11 protein-coding genes and 1 pseudogene are annotated in these 17,957 nt (G+C 69.9%); 3 read left to right on the top strand and 9 right to left on the bottom strand.

Features of this window, described 5'->3' with window-relative positions; all coding sequences use genetic code 11:
- Window positions 1-43: 43 nt before the first annotated feature.
- Window positions 44-460, bottom strand: a complete 417-nt coding sequence (locus D5R93_RS02035) for a sterol carrier family protein (RefSeq protein ID WP_120205732.1) — start codon at window positions 458-460, stop codon at window positions 44-46.
- Window positions 461-870: 410 nt separating this feature from the next.
- Here D5R93_RS02035 and D5R93_RS13475 point away from each other — a divergent pair, with 410 nt between their 5' ends.
- Window positions 871-1,245: an Abi family protein gene (locus D5R93_RS13475; RefSeq protein ID WP_205570078.1), complete on the top strand. Its 375-nt coding sequence runs from the start codon at window positions 871-873 to the stop codon at window positions 1,243-1,245.
- On the top strand, window positions 1,242-1,634 hold the full coding sequence (locus D5R93_RS13470) for an Abi family protein (protein ID WP_205570077.1): 393 nt from the start codon (window positions 1,242-1,244) through the stop codon (window positions 1,632-1,634). Before D5R93_RS13475 ends, D5R93_RS13470 begins: the two co-directional genes overlap by 4 nt.
- Before the next feature lie 23 nt (window positions 1,635-1,657).
- Here D5R93_RS13470 and D5R93_RS02025 read toward each other — a convergent pair whose 3' ends face one another.
- The 8 genes and pseudogenes from D5R93_RS02025 to gdhA all read right to left on the bottom strand — a co-directional run bounded on the left by D5R93_RS02025 (window position 1,658) and on the right by gdhA (window position 14,534).
- Window positions 1,658-4,639 (bottom strand): AAA domain-containing protein, encoded by a 2,982-nt coding sequence (locus D5R93_RS02025; protein WP_120203501.1) that lies wholly within the window; start codon window positions 4,637-4,639, stop codon window positions 1,658-1,660.
- Between the two features lie 129 nt (window positions 4,640-4,768).
- Window positions 4,769-6,139, bottom strand: a complete 1,371-nt coding sequence (locus D5R93_RS02020; RefSeq protein ID WP_120203498.1) for a GntP family transporter — start codon at window positions 6,137-6,139, stop codon at window positions 4,769-4,771.
- Between the two features lie 12 nt (window positions 6,140-6,151).
- On the bottom strand, window positions 6,152-7,198 hold the full coding sequence (locus tag D5R93_RS02015; protein WP_120203496.1) for an NAD(P)-dependent oxidoreductase: 1,047 nt from the start codon (window positions 7,196-7,198) through the stop codon (window positions 6,152-6,154).
- A 77-nt stretch (window positions 7,199-7,275) separates the two neighbouring features.
- Window positions 7,276-8,757, bottom strand: coding sequence for a four-carbon acid sugar kinase family protein (locus D5R93_RS02010; protein WP_120203493.1), 1,482 nt, complete (start codon window positions 8,755-8,757; stop codon window positions 7,276-7,278).
- 198 nt (window positions 8,758-8,955) lie between these two features.
- Window positions 8,956-11,053 (bottom strand): annotated as a pseudogene (locus tag D5R93_RS02005) (PTS fructose transporter subunit IIABC).
- Between the two features lie 125 nt (window positions 11,054-11,178).
- Complete coding sequence (locus D5R93_RS02000; protein ID WP_119836320.1) at window positions 11,179-12,195, bottom strand: 1-phosphofructokinase family hexose kinase; 1,017 nt, start codon at window positions 12,193-12,195, stop codon at window positions 11,179-11,181.
- The gene (locus D5R93_RS01995; protein ID WP_119836319.1) at window positions 12,192-12,962 is read right to left on the bottom strand and encodes a DeoR/GlpR family DNA-binding transcription regulator; all 771 of its coding nucleotides are present in this window, start codon (window positions 12,960-12,962) and stop codon (window positions 12,192-12,194) included. Before D5R93_RS01995 ends, D5R93_RS02000 begins: the two co-directional genes overlap by 4 nt.
- 216 nt (window positions 12,963-13,178) lie before the next feature.
- On the bottom strand, window positions 13,179-14,534 hold the full coding sequence (gdhA, locus tag D5R93_RS01990; RefSeq protein WP_119836318.1) for an NADP-specific glutamate dehydrogenase: 1,356 nt from the start codon (window positions 14,532-14,534) through the stop codon (window positions 13,179-13,181).
- Between the two features lie 310 nt (window positions 14,535-14,844).
- On the opposite strand from gdhA, the gene D5R93_RS01985 reads away from it, so the two are divergent.
- Entirely contained in the window at window positions 14,845-17,850 is a 3,006-nt protein-coding gene (locus D5R93_RS01985; protein WP_120203491.1) for a WD40 repeat domain-containing protein, read from the top strand.
- Window positions 17,851-17,957: the final 107 nt, after the last annotated feature.

The following is a 17,957-nucleotide window of genomic DNA, read 5'->3' as shown; positions in this document are numbered from 1 at the left end:
CACGTCGCGCGGCCAGGCGGGACGAGCCCGTGGGGGCGCGGCCTCACATCCGCAGCAGGGGAAGGTAGGGCGACAGGTCACAGCGCTCCCCGGAGGCGTGCAGCGCCCCCGAGGCCAGGGCCTGGGGCCAGGTCAAAGTCCCGGTGGCCAGGGCCAGCCAGGTGGGGGCGTCGGTCTCGACCACGGAGGGCGGAGTCCCCCGGCGGTGGACGGTGCCCGCCACGGCCTGGGTGACGCCGAAGGGCGGGACCCGCACCTCCACGGCGCGCCCGGGGGCGCGGGCGGCCAGCTCCTCCAGGGTGTAGCGCACGGCGGTCGCGGTGACCTGGCGCTCGGGCATCCGCTGCTGCCAGAGTTGCGCGGCGTCCTCACCCGCAGGGGCGTCCGGCTGCGCCTGGGCGGCCCACTGGCGCAGGGCCTGGGCGCCAGCGGCGGGGTCGATGCGTCGGCGTGGTGGCACGGCCTGATCGTACCCGGGGACGCAGAGGAACCCAGGAGTCCTGGGAGCTCCGGGCACCAGCCAGAGACTGAGGCGGCCCCGGCAGGTAGCCACGGGTACCGGGTAGGTACTGGGCAGGTTGCACATCTTCGGGTGCATGGTGATCGCGGGGAACAGGGACGGCTTCTCCACCGGAGCCGAGGAGAATTGAGAGATTCGCATGTTTCTGCGGACTACGCTGGGACCGGTGCGTGTGGGTGCGAGGCCGCTCCTCCAGCACCCGGCCCCTCCCGCAAGCACCCGCGACAAGCCGCGCCGTCATCTGACACAGCACAGGACCTGGTGTAGCCTGACAGCGCTACACCTCCCAGGCTTCTCGTCCTCGGACCCGCCCAAACTGGGAGGTCTTACTTTTACCCCTCACACCCACTATGCAGTCTGCGCAGCACCGCACCTACGCCAAGCCCGCTCTATCCCACGACGAGCTCATAACACTGTACGAGGAACGCGGCCTGCTCGTTCCTGACCACGACCGAGCCAAGAGGTACCTGCGGCGCATCGGCTACTACCGGCTGTCTCCCTGCACCCTGCCTTTCCAGACAAGCCACCAGTCCCACCACTTCAAGAAGGGCACGACCTTTGACGACGTGCTCACGCTCTGCATCTTCGACCGCGAGCTGCGCCTCCTCGTCATGGACGCCCTGGAACGTCTCGAGGTAGCCGTCAGGTCCGCGCTCTCAGACACCATGGTGGAGACAGCGCCAGGGAAAGCGTTGGGACAAAGAAGCAGGTCGCCCGTACCGTGACCACCGATCTCACAGACACCGTGCTTGAGTCCTGGCTACGGAGTTACGTCCGGGTACGAAACATATGCGCCCACCACGAAAGGCTCTGGAACAGGATTCTTGGCACCTATCCAGTCATCCCAAGAAACAAAGACATCCAGTGGCTTACCGGCACACCGGGGCAACGTCCCGGCAACGGGCAGTCATCGGAGCAGAGAAGGCTCTACCTCGTCCTGGTATCGCTGCAGTCGATCCTCTTCACTGTCAGTCCCCGGTCAACGTGGGCGTCCAGGCTGGCTACCCTCCTCGGCAGGTATCCTCATGTCCCACGACAGGCACTGGGCATGCCTGAGGGCTGGAGCGACGACCCGTTCTGGCGCAAGGCGCTGGACAGCGCTCGGCACCGCTGAGATCAGACGCACAGGGAAGATCGTCAGAAGCCGTGAGCCTGCTCGCCAGCCAGCACCTGGTCGAGCATCGCGCGGATCTTCTCCTCCTCACCGCTGTCATTGGTTCTGAGTGGCAGCACGCTGACTCCGTAGGCAGCCAATACCGCCTTCTTGATCTTATCTCGTTCCCGTTGCTCGGGACTGTCCTCGTGAAAGCGCGTGCCGTTGACCTCGATGGCAAGCAGGAGACTGCGCGTCACCGTGTGGTAGACGGCGAAGTCAACCGAGGACACCGAGCGGACGAACCTCTTCTGTCGTTCGTCAAGAAGGTCCGTGCCCGGCAGCAGATCCCGGAGGCGCACCTGGGGCACGGCCTGGAGGTACTGGTATGGCGGTTCCGCCAGAATATCATTCAGACGCGTCCCGATGATGTTCTCCGACTTATACCTGCTCGAGCCGTAAACACGCCGGGCGAAGTGCTCCAGGCGCGGAGAATACTCCTGATAGAGCAGATCAAACACGGAGACGATACGACTGTCGACAACCTGGTCGGGGTCCTGGAAACGGATGTAGTCGATCAGCGCCTTGATGTGGGTACTACGAGGGACCTCGTCATGGTTGGTCACCAGGACGAACCGGTCCTTGGCCCTGGAGACAGCGACGTTGATGAGTCGGGGGTCGTCAACAAAGCGAAGCTTGATGTGACCAAGCCGGGTCTCGTCCACCACGGTGCTCAGCACCATCTCCCTCGCACCCCTCCCCTGGAACTTGTGCACCGTCTCAGCAAGCCAGTGGTAGCGCCCCACCCCTCCGACGGAGCCGTTGAGAGCCTCAGCAAGCCGGTCAGCCTGGAGCCGGTAGGGTGTGGTCACCCCCAGTTCGTAGTCACTGCCTGTCTTGTCGTCCTTGCGTTCGAGGTCAGCCCCGGCATCGGCCAGCACCGCGTCGAGGTAGTCCTCAATATCGTCGATCTCGCGCTGGTTGTAGGTTCCTGTAGGACCATTCCTTAAGGTCCGCGCATGGTTACCCGGAGCGGTTCGACGGACCACCATCGGGGGCGGGCTACCCGATGGCCCGCCCGGCCTGCACGGGATAAGCTCGCCGTCGTAGTACATCCGGTTGCAGAACTCGATAATCACGGGGTGGCAGCGAAAGTGTTCCCTCAGCATGGTGCGCGCCAGCTGCTCACCGTAGAGCTCCGTGACCGAGGAGAGGATGGAGTGCTCCTCAATGTCATAGCCCGGGGCCGGGGCCGGGGGCAGCCCCTTGGTCATCTCCTTGTCCAGAAAATGCCCAAGCTGCTTGAGATCACCGACGACCACCACGTTGCGTGCTCGGCTCATGGCCAGGGCGGCGGTCAGGAGGCTGGTCTGCGTGGCCTCGTCAATAATGACCCAGTCCAGGAGCGTGCCCTCTGACAGGTTCCACCGGATCGAGTGGCAGGTAGTGAGCACCACAGGGTACTCCGCAAGAAAGTCCCGAGTCCACTTACCGATCCTCCTGTCGCCGTCATCGAAGCGGTACGGCCTCCCACCCGTGTAACGCTGCCGCAGCGCCCTGTCCAGAAGTGCCCGGGACAGCTCCTGGTGCTGGCGCTGAGCAGTCTCCTCGTCAAGCCTGGCCAGAGCCTCAGTCAGCCGCTCTTCCTCCTGGCGGAGCTCCTTGAGCCTGTTGGCATAGAAGGTCCGCTCCAGACGCAGGACAGTCGCAGCGTCAGTGGGGTCCAGGTCTCCAAGCCGTCCGTAGCGAAAGTACCGACGCAGACGGGGAAAGAGGCCCCGCACCCCTTCCGGGAGCCCAGGGCGCACCCTGGTCTCGGCGAGGTAGTCCAGGATGGTCTCGGAGTCCTTGCGCAGCAGGGGGAGGTCCACGAGCTCCGGGAGCGGCTCGTTCTCGGTCCGACGCTCCAGGTGGGCTGACTCCAAGGTGTAGGCGTCAATGAGATTGCGCAGCTGGGCCAGCTCACGCCTGGCCCTCCACACCCTGACCAGCCGATCTTCCGTGGCCGCCACCTCCTCAGCCAGGTCCGCAGCCGGATGGACAGGCACGGTCATTTCCGCGCCAACCAGTCCCTCCCCGGCGGAGGGGGACGCAGGCGAGGCCACAGGCAGCTGTGGCGCAGGTCCAGCGAGCCACTGGGTGAGCCTGCCCTCTCTGGCGTCCTGGTCCGCGAGGAATGCTTTGACCATGTTTGCGCGTCCCACCCGCGCGGCCACGAAGTCGATGCCTGCCTCGGCCAGCTTGTCCCTGACGTTGTCCACGGCTGCGTTGCCGAAGGAGACGACCCCAACTGTCTGCCCCGGGACAAGAAGTATGTTGGCGATGAGGTTGAGGATGGTCTCCGTCTTACCGGTTCCGGGAGGCCCGTCGATGACGCTGACCTGGTTGCGCAGCGCCTTGGCCACAGCGTCGCGCTGGTCCTCATTGCTGCGGAACGGCAGAATAATGGGGCCATCGGGAAAGTCTGCCCCAGAGTCCTGGGCCTCTAGGTAGGCGGCCAGCGCGCTGTCAGGGTGGATAAAGGTCATGTCCTCGTGGGCTTTGCGCAACGGGCTGTCCGGGTCAAGCAATCCCACCGCCTGTCGCCAGTACTGGCACACCTGGGAGGCGGAACCCGTCCGCGACGCGGACTCGTAGCGGAGGACCTCCTCGACGGGGGCACTGTCAGAGTCGGAGCCCGGTCGGCGTGCGCGGCTCTGCCTTGCCGGGCGGCTGACCCGGACCATGGAGAAGGACGGGTCCCACACGTCGGTGAACAGCGTCATCGTCAGCGGAGGAACCCAGCAGCGTCCGGACACAAAGACCACCTCGTCGGGTGCGAGCTCAACGGGTGGCGACGAGGCGTTGGCCACGAGCAGGCGCGCCTTCGGGTGCCTGTAACAATAGGTAGCGCCGCTGGCGAAGGTGATGATGACTCTGCGGTCATCCGCGTCCGTCTCGACAGAGAGGACGTCGCAGGTACGGTCCGCAGCAGGCCCTCCCTTGTACCGGGGGGCTACCACGAGGAGCTGGTCCGGGTCGATCACGGCCTCGTCTCCTTGGGGAAAGGGAACTTATCAGGCTGTGGCCCACCCTACACTTCTGCCGCACGTCTGTCACAGGATGTAGCTCACGTAACACAACCGGCAACACCAGCCTCTCGGACGCCCCCGCCCTCACACCACCGCCCACAGGGCGGCTGTGACCAGGAACCCCGTCGTACCGGCCACTGTGGACAGCACCGTCCACGTCCGCAGGCCGTCGGCCACTGACAGGCCCATGTACTTGGTGACGATCCAGAAGCCGGAGTCGTTGACGTGGGACACGCACAGGGCGCCAAAGCCCACAGCCATCTGGATAAGGGCGACCTGGAGCGTGGAGTACCCGCCCTGGGCCACGGCATCGCTGAGCAGGCCCCCGGCGGTGAGGATGGCGACGGTCGCCGAGCCCTGAGAGGCGCGTATCGCCAGGGAGATGACGAAGGCGCTCAGCAGCACGGGCAGGTGGGCGGCGACCAGGGCCTGGGCCAGGGCCTCGCCGATGCCGCTGGCCACGAGCACGGCAGCGAACACGCCTCCCGCCCCGGTGACGAAGACGATGGTGGCCACGTCGGGCAGTGCCGAGTCCAGGACCTGCCCCCGCCGCTCCAGGGACCAGCGCTGCTGGTGGCCGACGACGAGGTAGGCCAGCACGACAGCAGTCAGCAGGGCCAGAGGCGAGGAGCCGACGAAGCCGAGCACGGCGTGAGCAGTGCCGCCCTCGGTGGCAACCATCTGCCCGACCGTGCCCACCATGATCTGGGCTATCGGCGCGATAATGAGCAGCACCACGGTACCTGGGCCGGTGCCGTGGGCACGGGGGACGGCCCCGCCAGGGGTGTAGGTCTCCTCAGCAACCTGCCTGGCAGAGCCCAGCGGCCCCTCACCGGTCTCGACCTTCTCCAGCCCCAGTCGCCTGGAGGCCAGGTAGGAGACCGCGCTCACCACAGCGCACACAGGCAGGGAGACCAGCACCAGGACGCCGATGTCGGTCCCCAGGGAGGCTGCGGCGGCCACGGGTCCAGGGTGGGGCGGGACCACGACATGGAGGGCCATGAGGGTCGCTGCCACCGGCAGCCCGATGGTCAGGGGCCTCATCCCGGTGACGTGAGCGAAGCCGAAGACAATGGGAGCCAGGATGATAAAGCCCACGTCGAAGAAGATCGGGATGCCCAGGACAAAGGCCGCCGCTGTCACGGCCACAGCCACCCGGTGACGCCCCAGCACCCGGGTGAAGCGATCAGCCAGGACCTCGGCGCCCCCGGCCGCCTCGACGACGCGTCCCAGCATGGCCCCCAGGCCGACGACCATGGCCACCGACCCCAGGGTCGCCCCCATGCCGTCGGTCATGGTCTGGGCGATGTCGCCCACGGGTACCCGGGTCGCCAGCGCCAGGACGACCGAGACCAGCAGCATTGCCACGAAGGCGGACATCCTGACCCGGATAACCAGCAGGAGCAGGACGACGATGGCGGCAACAGCCAGCAGGAGCAGGACAGGAACTGACATGGCTGGTCCTCCTCACCGCCGGCCCGACCCCGGGCAGGGGGCGAGCACGGTAATGACCGAGGAGTCGTCCCGGGCCGCCAGGCCCCGGCTGGCTCCCTGGAGGTAGAGCTGCTCGGCGGCGGCGGCCACCGGGGTGGGCAGGCCCGCGCCCCGGGCGGCCGCAGTGACGATCCCCATGTCCTTGACAAAGATGTCCAGGCGGGAGCGGACCTCGACGCCCTCGGCCTCCCGGGGATCCCGGGCCCCGTCGTCCCTCTCAGTCTCGCAGGCCTGGAGGGCCTGGAGCATGCGGGGTCCCCGGTCGCCCAGCATGAAGGAGCTGGCAGCACCGGCCATGAGGGCCTCCAGCGCGGCCCGGGGGTCCAGCCCCAGCGCCCGGGCCAGGGCAAGGGCCTCCGCGGCGGCGGCGATATGTACCCCGCACAAGAGCTGGTTGACGGTCTTCATGGCCTGGCCGGAGCCGGGCTCGCGCCCCACCCGCACCAGCGTGGAGCTCATGGCCTCCAGGACGTCATGGGCAGCCTCCCAGGCCTGGTCGTCAGCACCGACAACGACAAGCAGGTCCCCCGCCCCGGCGCGCTTCGGCCCTCCGGAGACGGGGGCGTCCACGAGCCCGACCCCCGCCTGGCAGAGCCGGGCGGCCACGGCGCGCGCGCCCTGCTCACCGACCGTAGAGGTCAGGACGACGACGGCGCCCGGGCTCATGCTCGCGGCGACGGCGGGCTCACCGAAGAGCAGCTCGTCAAGCTGGTCCTGGTCGCGCACGGCAACCAGGACCACGTCGGCACCACGGGCGGCGTCGGCCGCGCTGGGGGCGGGGCTGACGCCGGCCGTGGTCGCCAGGTCAAGACGTGCCTGGGAAAGGTCGTAGCCGCGCACGTCCAGGCCCGCCCCACCTGCGTCACGGGACGTACTGAGGTGGGTGGCCATGGGCAGTCCCATGGCACCCAGGCCCAGGACAGCGACGGCGGTACGGTCCGGAACGCCTGCGGAGGCGGTGGCGCTAGGCGCTGGACCGCCACCAGCAGCAGTACCGGGAGGCGGAGCGGGTAGGGTCATGGTGGTCTCCTGAGGTCGTTGCGGAGCAGGCTGGCAGGTAGTGTCGATGGTGCTGGTAGTGTCACAGAGGCGGCGGCTCAGGCGCTCAGGACGGAGACGACCTGGGTTAGGGAGTCGTCGTCGCCCACGTTGCCGGCAAAGACGATGTAGGGCACGCCTGCGGCGGGACCGTCCTGGGGCTCCCACAGGGAGACGATGCCGGGCAGCATCGGGCCGCGCACCAGCGCCCGGCGGATACCCAGGCCGCGGCTGGCCACGTCGGAGGAGGTGATGCCGCCCTTGGCGATGACGAAGCGCGGGCAGCGCCGGGCCACCACCTGCTGGACCACCTCGACCACGGCGTCGGAGACGGCCCGGGCGAAGGCCAGGGACTCCTGCGCGTCGCGGCCGGGCACGAATGCCCCGCCACGGCGCACCACGACGCTGCCCTCCCCCAGGACGGCGGCCGCTTGGGAGGCGACCTGGGCGACGTGGGCGTCACGGTCCCGGGCACGCAGCACCGTGGGGACGTCCAGGACTACCTCGGGGGTGCCCGTGGCAGTGCGCAGGGCCTCGACCTGGCGGCCGGTGAGCCCCACGTGGGAGCCCACGACCACCAGCCCGCCCGCGGCGTCGATGTCGGGGGCGGTGTCGCCGGGGCGGGCCTGGCTGGCGGTCAGCGGCGGGTGGGGCTCCTGGCCGATGCGGGCACGCACGAAGGGCGGCCCCACCCGGTAGACGAAGGTGGAACCCGCCTCCTCGGCACGCTGGAGGGCTCGGGCCAGCAGGCGTAGGTCGTTCTCCTCCACGCAGTCCACGGCCACCGGCTGCCGCCCGCCAAGGGCCGTGAGGGTGGCTACGACAGCATCCTCGTCACTACGCAGGAGCCCCAGGTCCACCACCGGGACCGAGGATGCCCTCACCACGCCCCCGGTCTTCTCCTCCACCCACTGGGGCAGGCTGGAGGAGCGGTAGCCAAAGGTCGCGTCCCCGGCGAACTCGGTGTCCCCCACGGGAACGAACCCGGTACCCGGTGATCCCGCGTAGTGGACGCCGTGGACGGTGACGCGCCCGGCGTCGGGGAAGGCGGGCGACACGACGATACCGTCCACCGGCGTGCCGCCCTCCTCCAGCAGGTCGGCGATCGTGTCCGGCTCCAGGGGGAAGTGGCCGCGCAGGGTGGAGTCGGAGCGAGAGACAAAGGTGACTGGGCGGCCGATGGCCTGGGAGGCGGCCAGCGCGGACGTGACTGCCTCCCGGTTGACCCGCTGGGCGTCTGCCGGGTCGAGGGAGCGGGAGTTGGTCATGACATAGACGGCAGGCGCCCCTGTGCCCAGCGCCCAGGCGAGGTCAGCCTCCTCCCAGCGGGTCACCACGGGCAGGCCCGCGACGGACTGGGTACCGGTGGGGTCGTCGTCCAGGACCACCAGGGCACGGGTGAGCCGGGCGGCGAGCGTGGACGCCTCCACGGGCGGCCCGTCGGGCAGGCCCCGGGTGAGGTCCGCCAGCCCCACCGGGGCTGGCCCGGGCGAGGACCCGGCTGGACGGTCCGGACTGGCTGGGTGGGCACACTTGGTCATGTCTCGCTCCTTTGCGACACCAGTGCCCCTCATGTGCCGACACCCGTGGTTCCCGCAGGGCGTCACAGGCAGTGTCGGCTCTGGGGCACCCCTCCAGCATAGAACGTACCTCCTCCTCGCGGAGCGCCCGGGGGGGCGGGTTCCTGACTGGAACCAACGAGGAGGAGGTACGTTCTGTGGGGTGGAGCGCAGCCGGGCTCAGGCGGCCACGGCGGCGGGGGCCTGCGAGGGCTGGCGCAGCCCCTTGAGGAGGACGACAAGCGCGGTGGTCACGACCGTCCCGGCCAGGATCGCCAGGATGAAGCCCAGGAAGTTGTTGATAGCGAAGGCCACGAACACGCCACCGTGTGGGGCGCGCGATCCCACGCCCAGGGCCATGGTCAGAGCCCCGGTCACTGCTCCCCCAGCCATAGTGGCAGGGATGACGCGCAGCGGGTCGGCCGCGGCGAAGGGGATGGCGCCCTCAGAGATGAAGGACAGCCCCAGCAGCCAGGCGCTGCGGCCGTTCTCGGCCTCTGCCTCGGTGAACAGCCTGCGGCGCAGGAAGGTCGCCGCCGACATGGCCAGGGGCGGGACCATGCCTGCCGCCATGACCGCGGCCATGATCTCGTAGGAGGCGTCCGTAGCGGCGGACAGCCCGGCGGTGGCGAAGAGGTAGGCCGCCTTGTTGACCGGCCCGCCCAGGTCGAAGCACATCATGAGGCCCAGGATGACGCCCAGGAGGACTGCGGAGCCCCGCCGGACATGGAGGTCAGCCCGTCCTGGAGGCCGTTCATGAGGGAGGCCAGGGGGCGGCCCAGGACCATGTACATGAGCGCGCCCACCACCAGGGTGGTACCCAGGGGGATGACGACGACGGGCATGAGGCCCGCAGCCACCGGGGAACATCCAGCCCAGCCAGCCAGGCGGCCACGTAGCCGGCGATGATGCCTCCGATGAGGCCCCCGATGAACCCGGAGTCAACCGCGACGGCCACCGCGCCCATGGCGAATCCGGGAGCGATACCGGGCCTCCCAGCCAGCCCGAAGGCGACGTACCCGGCCAGCGCGGGTACGAGGAACCCCATGGCGGCGTTGCCGATCGTGAACAGGACCGCCCCGACGTAGGCCGCCAGCGCGGACCCGCCCAGGGCATTGGGCGCGGCGAGGTCGGGACTGTTCAGGTCCGGGAGGTTCCACAGGCTGGAGCCGGTGACGATGTTCTCCGCCGTCTCGGTAATGTCGTAGCCACCGAAGAGGAAGCCCAGGGCGATGAGCAGACCGCCCGCGGCCACGAAGGGGATCATGTAGGACACTCCGGTCATGACAGAGCGCTGGAGGCGGCGGGCCCAGTGCTCGCTGCCCCCCTCGCTGCTGTCAGCGGAGTCCTCGCCGCCGCCGGACTGCACCCGGGCCGCCTGCGGGTCGTTGATGGCAGCCAGAGCCTGGTCCACCAGGGAGCCTGCATCGTTGACGGCGGCCTTGACGCCGACGTCGACCACCGGCTTGCCAGCGAAGCGCTCACGTCCCTTGACCGGCAGGTCGTGGGCGAAGATGACGGCGTCGGCCTTCTCGATAAGAGCCGGGTCCAGGGCGTCGATCCTGCCTGAGCCCTGCCCCTCAATGGCCACGGTGATACCACGATCCTTGCCCGCCTGCTCCAGCGCCTCGGCGGCCATGAAGGTGTGGGCGATACCGGTGGGGCAGGAGGAGACGCCCACGATGACGGTGCCAGCCGCCTCAGCCGCACCTGCACCTGCGCTGCCAGCAGCCTCACCCGCCTCACCGGCACCGCCGACCGCCGCCGCGGAGCCGGCACCGGTGTCACCGGTGCTCTCAGCGTCCTCCAGCAGCTCGGGCTGGACCTGCCGGGTGACGACGCGCGCAACCTCCTCTGCGCTGGAGGCGGCACGCAGGGCGTCGGTGAACTCCGTCTGCATGAGGCCCCGGGCGAGCTTGGCCAGGAGCTGGAGGTGGAAGTCGTCGGCGCCGTCAGGGGCTGCGATCATAAAGACCAGGTCGGCTGCCTGCCCATCTGCAGCCCCGAAGTCCACGCCCTCAGTCAGGCGGGCGAAGCCCAGGCTGGGGGCCAGGACGTGGGGGCTGCGGCAGTGCGGGATGGCAATGCCACCGGGGATACCGGTGGGTGCGGTGGCCTCACGCGCCCTGGCGTCGGCGGCCAGGCCGTCGGGGCTGCTGGCACGTCCGGCGCTGGCGACCGTGCGTGCCAGGAAGTCGATGACATCCTCCTTGCCGGGGCCGGCGCTGGCGTCCAGCGCCACCAGCTCGGGGATGATGAGGGGGGTCGTCTCGGTCATGGGTCTTCCTTGTTTTCCGAGTGGGTCCGCCTCGCGGGTACGAGGTCGGTAGGTCGTCGAGGTAGTCAACGGGCAGTCGGTCGGTAGAGGCCGCACGGACAGGCCCGGCGGCCGGTGGAGGTGGCTTAGGTCAGGGGGGTCACGCGGGCGGGCTCCTGCGGCAGGTCGGCGGGAACAGGCAGAGAGGTTCCTGGCAGGGAGGCAGCGGCAGAGCCGTAGGCCATGGCGGTGCGCAGCCGCTGTGCCTCGTCCCCGCCCCGGACGTCAGCCAGCACGTAGCCGGCCACAGAGGAGTCCCCCGCCCCCACGGTAGAGACCACAGGCACCTCGGGGGCGCTGGCGTGCCAGGCTCCCTCAGGGGTGGCCAGGACGGCACCGGCAGGCCCCAGGGTAGCCATGACCGCGCCGACACCCAGCTCCACGAGGACCCGCGCGGCGGCAGCCACCGGGGCAAGGTCCCCGGCGACGGCAGCCTCCTCCAGGTCGGTGGCCCCGGTGCCTGCCAGCTGGGCGAGCTCCTCCCCGTTGGGCTTGATGAGGTCGGGGGCGCTTCCCGGCAGGGCCGCGGCCAGGGCCGCCAGGGGGGCGTCAGAGGTGTCCACGGCGATACGCACCCCCAGGGGGCGCAGGAGATCCACCAGGCGGACGTACCAGTCCACCGGGGCGCCGGGGGGCAGCGAGCCAGACAGGACAGCCCAGGACGGCTCCCCCGCACCTGAGCCACTGGAGAGTTCTGCCGAGCCCGGGGCGACGCCTCCCAGGGCCGCCAGGAGCGCCCGCTCAACAGCCTCCACCTCCTGAGGGGCCAGCCCGGCGCCGGGCTCGTTGATCTTGGTCGTGGTGCCGTCAGGCTCGGTGACTGCGGTGTTGACACGGGCCGTCGCGGCGACGCTCACGGGAAGCGCCGTCAGCCCCGGCAGGGCGAGGTCCGCGATGGCCCCCAGGAGCGGGTCGTGCCCGGCCGCCGGGAGCAGGGCTGTGGCTGCCTGCCCCGAGCAGGCCAGGACCCGCGCGACGTTGACACCCTTGCCGCCGGGCTCCACGGTGACGGTCTCCAGCCGGTTGACCGCGCCTCGTTGGAGAGGACCCGGCAGGGTGACGGTACGGTCCAGCGACGGGTTGGGGGTGAGTGTCAGGATCATGCGAGCAGGACCTCTGTTCCGGTAGTGGTGAGCTGGGTGGACAGTGCTGGGGGCGGGTCGGCGTCGGTGACAATGAGGTTGACGTCGTCCAGGGCGGCGAAGGAGACCAGGTGCTCCTGGCCGATCTTGGTGGAGTCCGCCAGGACCGCGACGTAACGGGCGGCACCGACCATGGCCGCCTTGACCGTGGCCTCGTCAGGGTCGGGCGTGGACAGCCCGTGGGTGGGGCTGATCCCGTTGGTCCCCATGAGCGCGAGGTCGACCCTCAGGGCGGACAGGGTCGCCAGGGCCTCAGGCCCCACCGCAGCCTGGGTCAGCCCACGTACGTGGCCGCCCAGCATCCGCACCGTCAACCCGCTACGGGAGGCCAGGTGGGCAGCGATGAGGACCGAGTTGGTGAGAACGGTCAGGTCACGGTCCCCGGGCAGGAGGCGGGCCAGCGCCCCCGTGGTGGTCCCGGCATCGACGAGCACCGAGGTGCCCGGGGCCAGGTCCAGGTGCCCCAGCGCCGCCCGGGCGATCGCGTTCTTGGCCGCCGTGTTGAGACGCTCACGGTGGCTGACACCGGTCTCGGGCAGGGCGAGGGCGGAGGCGGGCACGGCTCCGCCGTGGACCTTGCGCAGCGCGCCGGAGCGGTCCAGAGCGGTCAGGTCCCGGCGGATGGTCTCGGGGGTGACGTCAAGGCGCTCCGCCAGGTCGGTGACGACGACACGGCCGACGGACTCCACCTGCTCGATAATGAGACGATGCCTGCCGCTGGCGTCCATGTTCCCACCTCCTGACGTCCTTGTCGCCCGTTCGGACACGAGACTACCTCAGATCGTGCACACATGTCGAGCCCCTTGCGCCCGATCGGACATCTTGACCGGACGCACACGGACTTAGCGGACTCAGTGCGCCCCTACACGCTAACGGGCGCCGCCCCCGGCCGGGGGCGGCGCCCGTTAGCGCCTCACGCAGGTCCTGCCGGACCCCCGCGAGCCTCAGACGATGCCGTGGGCTGCCATGACGTCGGCGACCCGGGTGAACCCTGCCGCGTTGGCACCCAGCACGTAGTCACCGGGACGCCCGTAGTCCTCGGCGGCGGCCACGCAGGAGTCGTGGATGTCCTGCATGATGTCGGCCAGCTTGGCCTCTGCGGTCTCAAAGCTCCAGCGGGTGCGTCCGGCGTTCTGCTCCATCTCCAGGGCGGAGGTGGCTACGCCTCCGGCGTTGGCGGCCTTGCCGGGGGCAAACAGGATGCCCGCGGACTGGAAGGCCTCGACGGCCTCAGGAGTGGAGGGCATGTTGGCACCCTCGGAGACCACGCCGCAGCCGCCACGCAGCAGGGCGGCCGCAGCCGCGCCGTCGAGCTCGTTCTGGGTGGCGCAGGGCAGGGCGACGTCACAGGGCACGTCCCACACGGAGCCGCCAGTGCCCCCGCTGCCGCGAGCGACCAGCCGGGCGCCGGGACGGCGCTCGACGTAGTCGGCCACACGCCCGCGCTCGACCTCCTTGACCTGCTGGAGCAGGTCAAGATCCACTCCGGCCTCGTCAACGACGTAGCCGGAGGAGTCGGAGAAGGTGACCGGCACCGCGCCCAGCTGCTGGGCCTTCTTGATGGCGTAGATCGCCACGTTCCCCGAGCCGGAGACAACGACCTTCTTGCCCTCCAGCGAGTCACCCTTGGTGGCCAGCATCGACTGGGCGAACAGGACGGCGCCGTATCCGGTGGCCTCGGTACGCACCAGGGACCCACCCCAGGCCAGCCCCTTACCGGTCAGCACGCCGGCGTCGTAGGAGTTGCGCAGCCGCTTGTACTGGCCGAAGAGATAGCCGATCTCGCGCCCCCCCACGCCGATGTCCCCGGCAGGGACGTCGGTGCTGGGGCCGATGTGGCGGCAGAGCTCGGTCATGAAGGACTGGCAGAAACGCATGACCTCGGCGTCGGAGCGGCCGTGGGGGTCAAAGTCGGAGCCGCCCTTGCCGCCCCCGATCCCCTGGGCGGTCAGGGCGTTCTTGAAGATCTGCTCGAAGCCGAGGAACTTAATGATGCCGACGTTGACGCTGGGGTGGAACCGCAGACCGCCCTTGTAGGGACCAAGCGCGGAGTTGAACTCGACGCGGAAGCCGCGGTTCACCTGGACGTTGCCGGCGTCGTCCACCCACGGGACGCGGAAGATTATCTGGCGCTCCGGCTCGACAAGACGCTCCAGGAGCCCGTCGTCAGCGTAGCGGGGGTGCTTGGCGATAACCGGGCCAAGGGAGTCCAGCACCTCACGGACAGCCTGGTGGAACTCGTTTTCCCCGCGGTTGCGGGCCACCACCCGCTCATAGACCTTCTCGACAACTTCATGCATAGAGGACTCCTTACGTCACTGGGCAACGGGGCGGTCGCGCGTGCGCGACAGCCACCTTGGCGCGGCCAGGAGACTCCCACGACACCGTTCACTGAGGCGAAATATCTCGACATCCGGGTGAAACCTGTCAGCCCGGGCCGTCACGGACACCTTGCAGCAGCCACGCCCTGGGCCGCCGCCACGACCTCGACACGACCCGACGACATCTTGAAGCCGCTCTGGAGGTAGCGTACATCCAGCTTAGAGGAAAAGCTCTCGCGAGGGGCGGAAGACTCAGCGGACTTCAAGGCGTGCTCCTTAGACTTCACGCATGACTGAGCCATCAGAGACCTCTGAGAGCATTGACCCGCGCGAGGTGTCCCTGTACACCGGCCACTTCGACGGGCTGTGGGGACTGGCCTGGAGCCCGGACGGCTCACGCATCCTCTCAGGGTCCCACGACGGCACCGCGCGCGTGTGGGATGCCGCCACCGGTCGTGAGGTCTTCGCCCTGACCGGCCACTCGATGTCCGTCAACGCCGTGGCCTGGAGCCCGGACGGCAGCCACCTGGCCACCTCCTCCGAGGACCACACCGCGCGCGTGTGGGACGCCGCCACCGGGGAGCACCTCCTCACCTTGGAGGTCGGCGGCGAGGGCGTGGGCGGGGCGCTGGCCTGGAGCCCGGACTCCACCCGTCTTCTCACCCACTTCGGCGACGCCGAGGCCCGCATCTGGGACACCGCCACCGGCCAGGCCGTGCGTACGCTGGCGGAGCACACCAGCAAGGTGACCGCCGTGGCCTGGAGCCCGGACCGCACCCGGGTCGCCACCGCCTCCGACGACGGCACCGCGCGCGTGTGGGACGTCACCACGGGCACCGGGCTCCTCCACGTCGGCCCCCTGCCCGGAGCGGCAGCCCACCCTGACGGGAACCCCACTGGCACGAACGCGCAGGATGACGCGCAGGACCCGCACGGACCGGCGGAAGGCGCCGCCGGGGCCGAGGACGTCAGACACACCGAGAACGCTACCGAGGACGCTGAGGACGTCGAGCCGATGACCGGCATCGCCTGGAGCCCGGACTCCCGCCACCTCATCACCGCCTTCGACGGCACCCTGCCACGGGTGTGGGACGCCGTCACGGGCGAGGAGGTCGTGTCCCTGACCAGTCCCGGCACCGACCTGGTCAGCACGGTGGCCTGGAGCCCCGACGGGACCCGGGTCCTCACCGACAACCTGCGTGCCGCGACCGCCCATGTCTGGGACCCGGTGACGGGAACGGAGCAGATGGCCCTGTCCGGCCACGACACCTGGGCCTGCTCCCTGGCGTGGAGCCCTGACTCCACCCGGGTGGCCACCGGCTCCTACGACCGCACGGTCCGGGTCTGGGACGCTGCCACCGGCCAGGCCCTGGCCGTGCTCGGCCCCGGGTGCTCGGTGGAGACTGCCTCCTGGAGCCCTGACGGGACCCGGGTCGTCGTGGGGACCACGGTCGGCCCCACCCGAGTCTGGGACCTGACCACCGGCGAGACCGCCGTGGACCTGGAGGCAACCAGCGGCGAGCTCAGCACCGTCAGCTGGAGCCCGGACGGCACACGCCTGGCCGTGGACTCCTACTACTCGGAGAGTGTCGCCGTCCTGGACGCGGCCACCGGGAGGCTGGAGCGGTCGCTGGGTGCCCGCTCAGCCGCCGTCAACGCCTTCGCCTGGAGCCCTGACGGCAGCAGGGCGCTCACCGGCGTGGGCCTGGACCTGGCCGTGGTGTGGGACGTGGGCACCGGTGAGGTCGCGCTCAGGCTCGAGGGCCACCACGACGTCGTGACCTCCGTGGCGTGGAGCCCCAACGGTGCCCGCGTGCTGACTGCCTCCCAGGACGGGACCGCGCAGATCTGGGACACCACGACCGGCCAGGCGGTCCACACCTTCAGCCACGACTGGCTGCGTGAGGTGGTCTGGACCCGTGGCGGCCCCCGGGTGGTCACTGGCAGCAGGGAGGGGATCGGGCACGTCTGGGACGCCATCACCGGGGGCGAGCTGGTGACCCTGGCAGGAGACGGGGCGATGCTTCGCTCCTTCTCCTGGAGCCCCGACGGGAAGCGGGTCGCAGCCGGCTTCAACGACGGTACCGTGCGGGTCTGGGACGAGGTCGCGGGCACAGAGGTACTGCGCCTGGAGGGCCACCGCTTTGGCATCACCACCGTGCAGTGGAGCCCGGACGGCACCCGGGTGCTCACCGGCTCCGAGGACGGGACCCTGCGCCTGTGGGACGCCGCCACCGGAGAGGCGACGGGCATCATGCTCTGCTTCCTGCCCGACGGCCAGGCAGCAGCGCTGGACACCGCCACCCTGGGGCTGCGCGCGGGCTCACAGGCCGTGTGGGACTACCTGGGTCGCTCCGTCCTGGCCGACGGGCAGCGCACGCGTCTGCCCGTGGAGCCCTCCCAGGCCCCTCCCCTCCCCTCCCCACAGGGCCAGTCCTCCCCGTCCCAGGAGGAGGACGCACAGGGACCGGGACACATCCCGCAGGAGCCTGCGGCGGCGGACGCTGGCGGGCACGATCTCACCGACGTCGGCGCACCAGGTGGTGAGGGCTCTACCTCAGAGGGCACAGGCGCCGCAGCAGGAACGCAGGCAGGCATCCTGGCAGAGGCTGAGGCAGCCAGCCCCGACGCTGTCAGGCCCGACGCTGTCGGTTCCCAGGCATCCCGCGTGACCGCTGGAGCCCAGGCAGACCAGCCTGGGGCACCGTTCATCACCTCCTCGGCCCCCGGACCCTGGGACGTCATCCCCGTCATTGACAGCCCGGACCCGGGCAGGCAGGCAGGCACGGCCGCCACGCCCCCCCTGGCCGGCCCGACCGACCAGGACCAGGCCGAGCCAGTCACGGGGTCAGCCACGGGCCTGCGGGTAGAGGAGCAGCAGGCAGAGGACCGGCAGGTGGAGACCCCGACCCAGGCGCCCGCCCCGTGGGGAGACCCCACCCTGCGCCGTCAGGTCCACGCTGAGGTGGAGGAGTTCGTCGCGGTCCTGGCCAGGCGCGACCTCTACGAGCTGGCCAGCCGTTACGGCATATCCGGGGACCCGCTGGCAGCGCTGGACCAGCAGCTGGAGAGGCTGCCCGTCCCCGCCTCCGAGCTGGAGCTCTACCCGCTAGAACGTGCTGACGACTACGTCAACGACCACCACCGGCTGACCCTCAGCGAGCTGGACGGGGGCGGTGGTGCCGTTATCGAGTCCGAGCTGTGGCACAACGGGGCCGACACCGGCGCCCGCCTCGTGGCCCACTGGGTCCCCATGGGCATCTTCCAGTTCGACTTCCGCGAGCTGCGGTCCTAGGAGGTCTGCGGTCCTAGGAGGTCGGGGGCGAGCACCATGTCCTCTGTTGTCCTCTGTCATCATGCCTGACACAGCGACCAGATGAGCGTCCTCGCCCCGTTCCAGCC

It is taken from the genome of Actinomyces lilanjuaniae (genome assembly GCF_003606385.1).
Taxonomy (GTDB): domain Bacteria; phylum Actinomycetota; class Actinomycetes; order Actinomycetales; family Actinomycetaceae; genus Actinomyces; species Actinomyces lilanjuaniae.
The sequence above is the reverse complement of the archived record's forward strand: the minus strand, read 5'-3'. Positions and strand labels throughout refer to the sequence as shown.

Coding starts and splice junctions, on each gene's coding strand:
- D5R93_RS13475 (WP_205570078.1), top strand. CDS start 871: ATGCAGTCTGCGCAGCACCGCACCTACGCCAAGCCCGCTCTATCCCAC.
- D5R93_RS02020 (WP_120203498.1), bottom strand. CDS start 6,139: ATGTCAGTTCCTGTCCTGCTCCTGCTGGCTGTTGCCGCCATCGTCGTC.
- D5R93_RS02015 (WP_120203496.1), bottom strand. CDS start 7,198: ATGACCCTACCCGCTCCGCCTCCCGGTACTGCTGCTGGTGGCGGTCCA.
- D5R93_RS02010 (WP_120203493.1), bottom strand. CDS start 8,757: ATGACCAAGTGTGCCCACCCAGCCAGTCCGGACCGTCCAGCCGGGTCC.
- D5R93_RS02000 (WP_119836320.1), bottom strand. CDS start 12,195: ATGATCCTGACACTCACCCCCAACCCGTCGCTGGACCGTACCGTCACC.
- D5R93_RS01995 (WP_119836319.1), bottom strand. CDS start 12,962: ATGGACGCCAGCGGCAGGCATCGTCTCATTATCGAGCAGGTGGAGTCC.
- gdhA (WP_119836318.1), bottom strand. CDS start 14,534: ATGCATGAAGTTGTCGAGAAGGTCTATGAGCGGGTGGTGGCCCGCAAC.
- D5R93_RS01985 (WP_120203491.1), top strand. CDS start 14,845: ATGACTGAGCCATCAGAGACCTCTGAGAGCATTGACCCGCGCGAGGTG.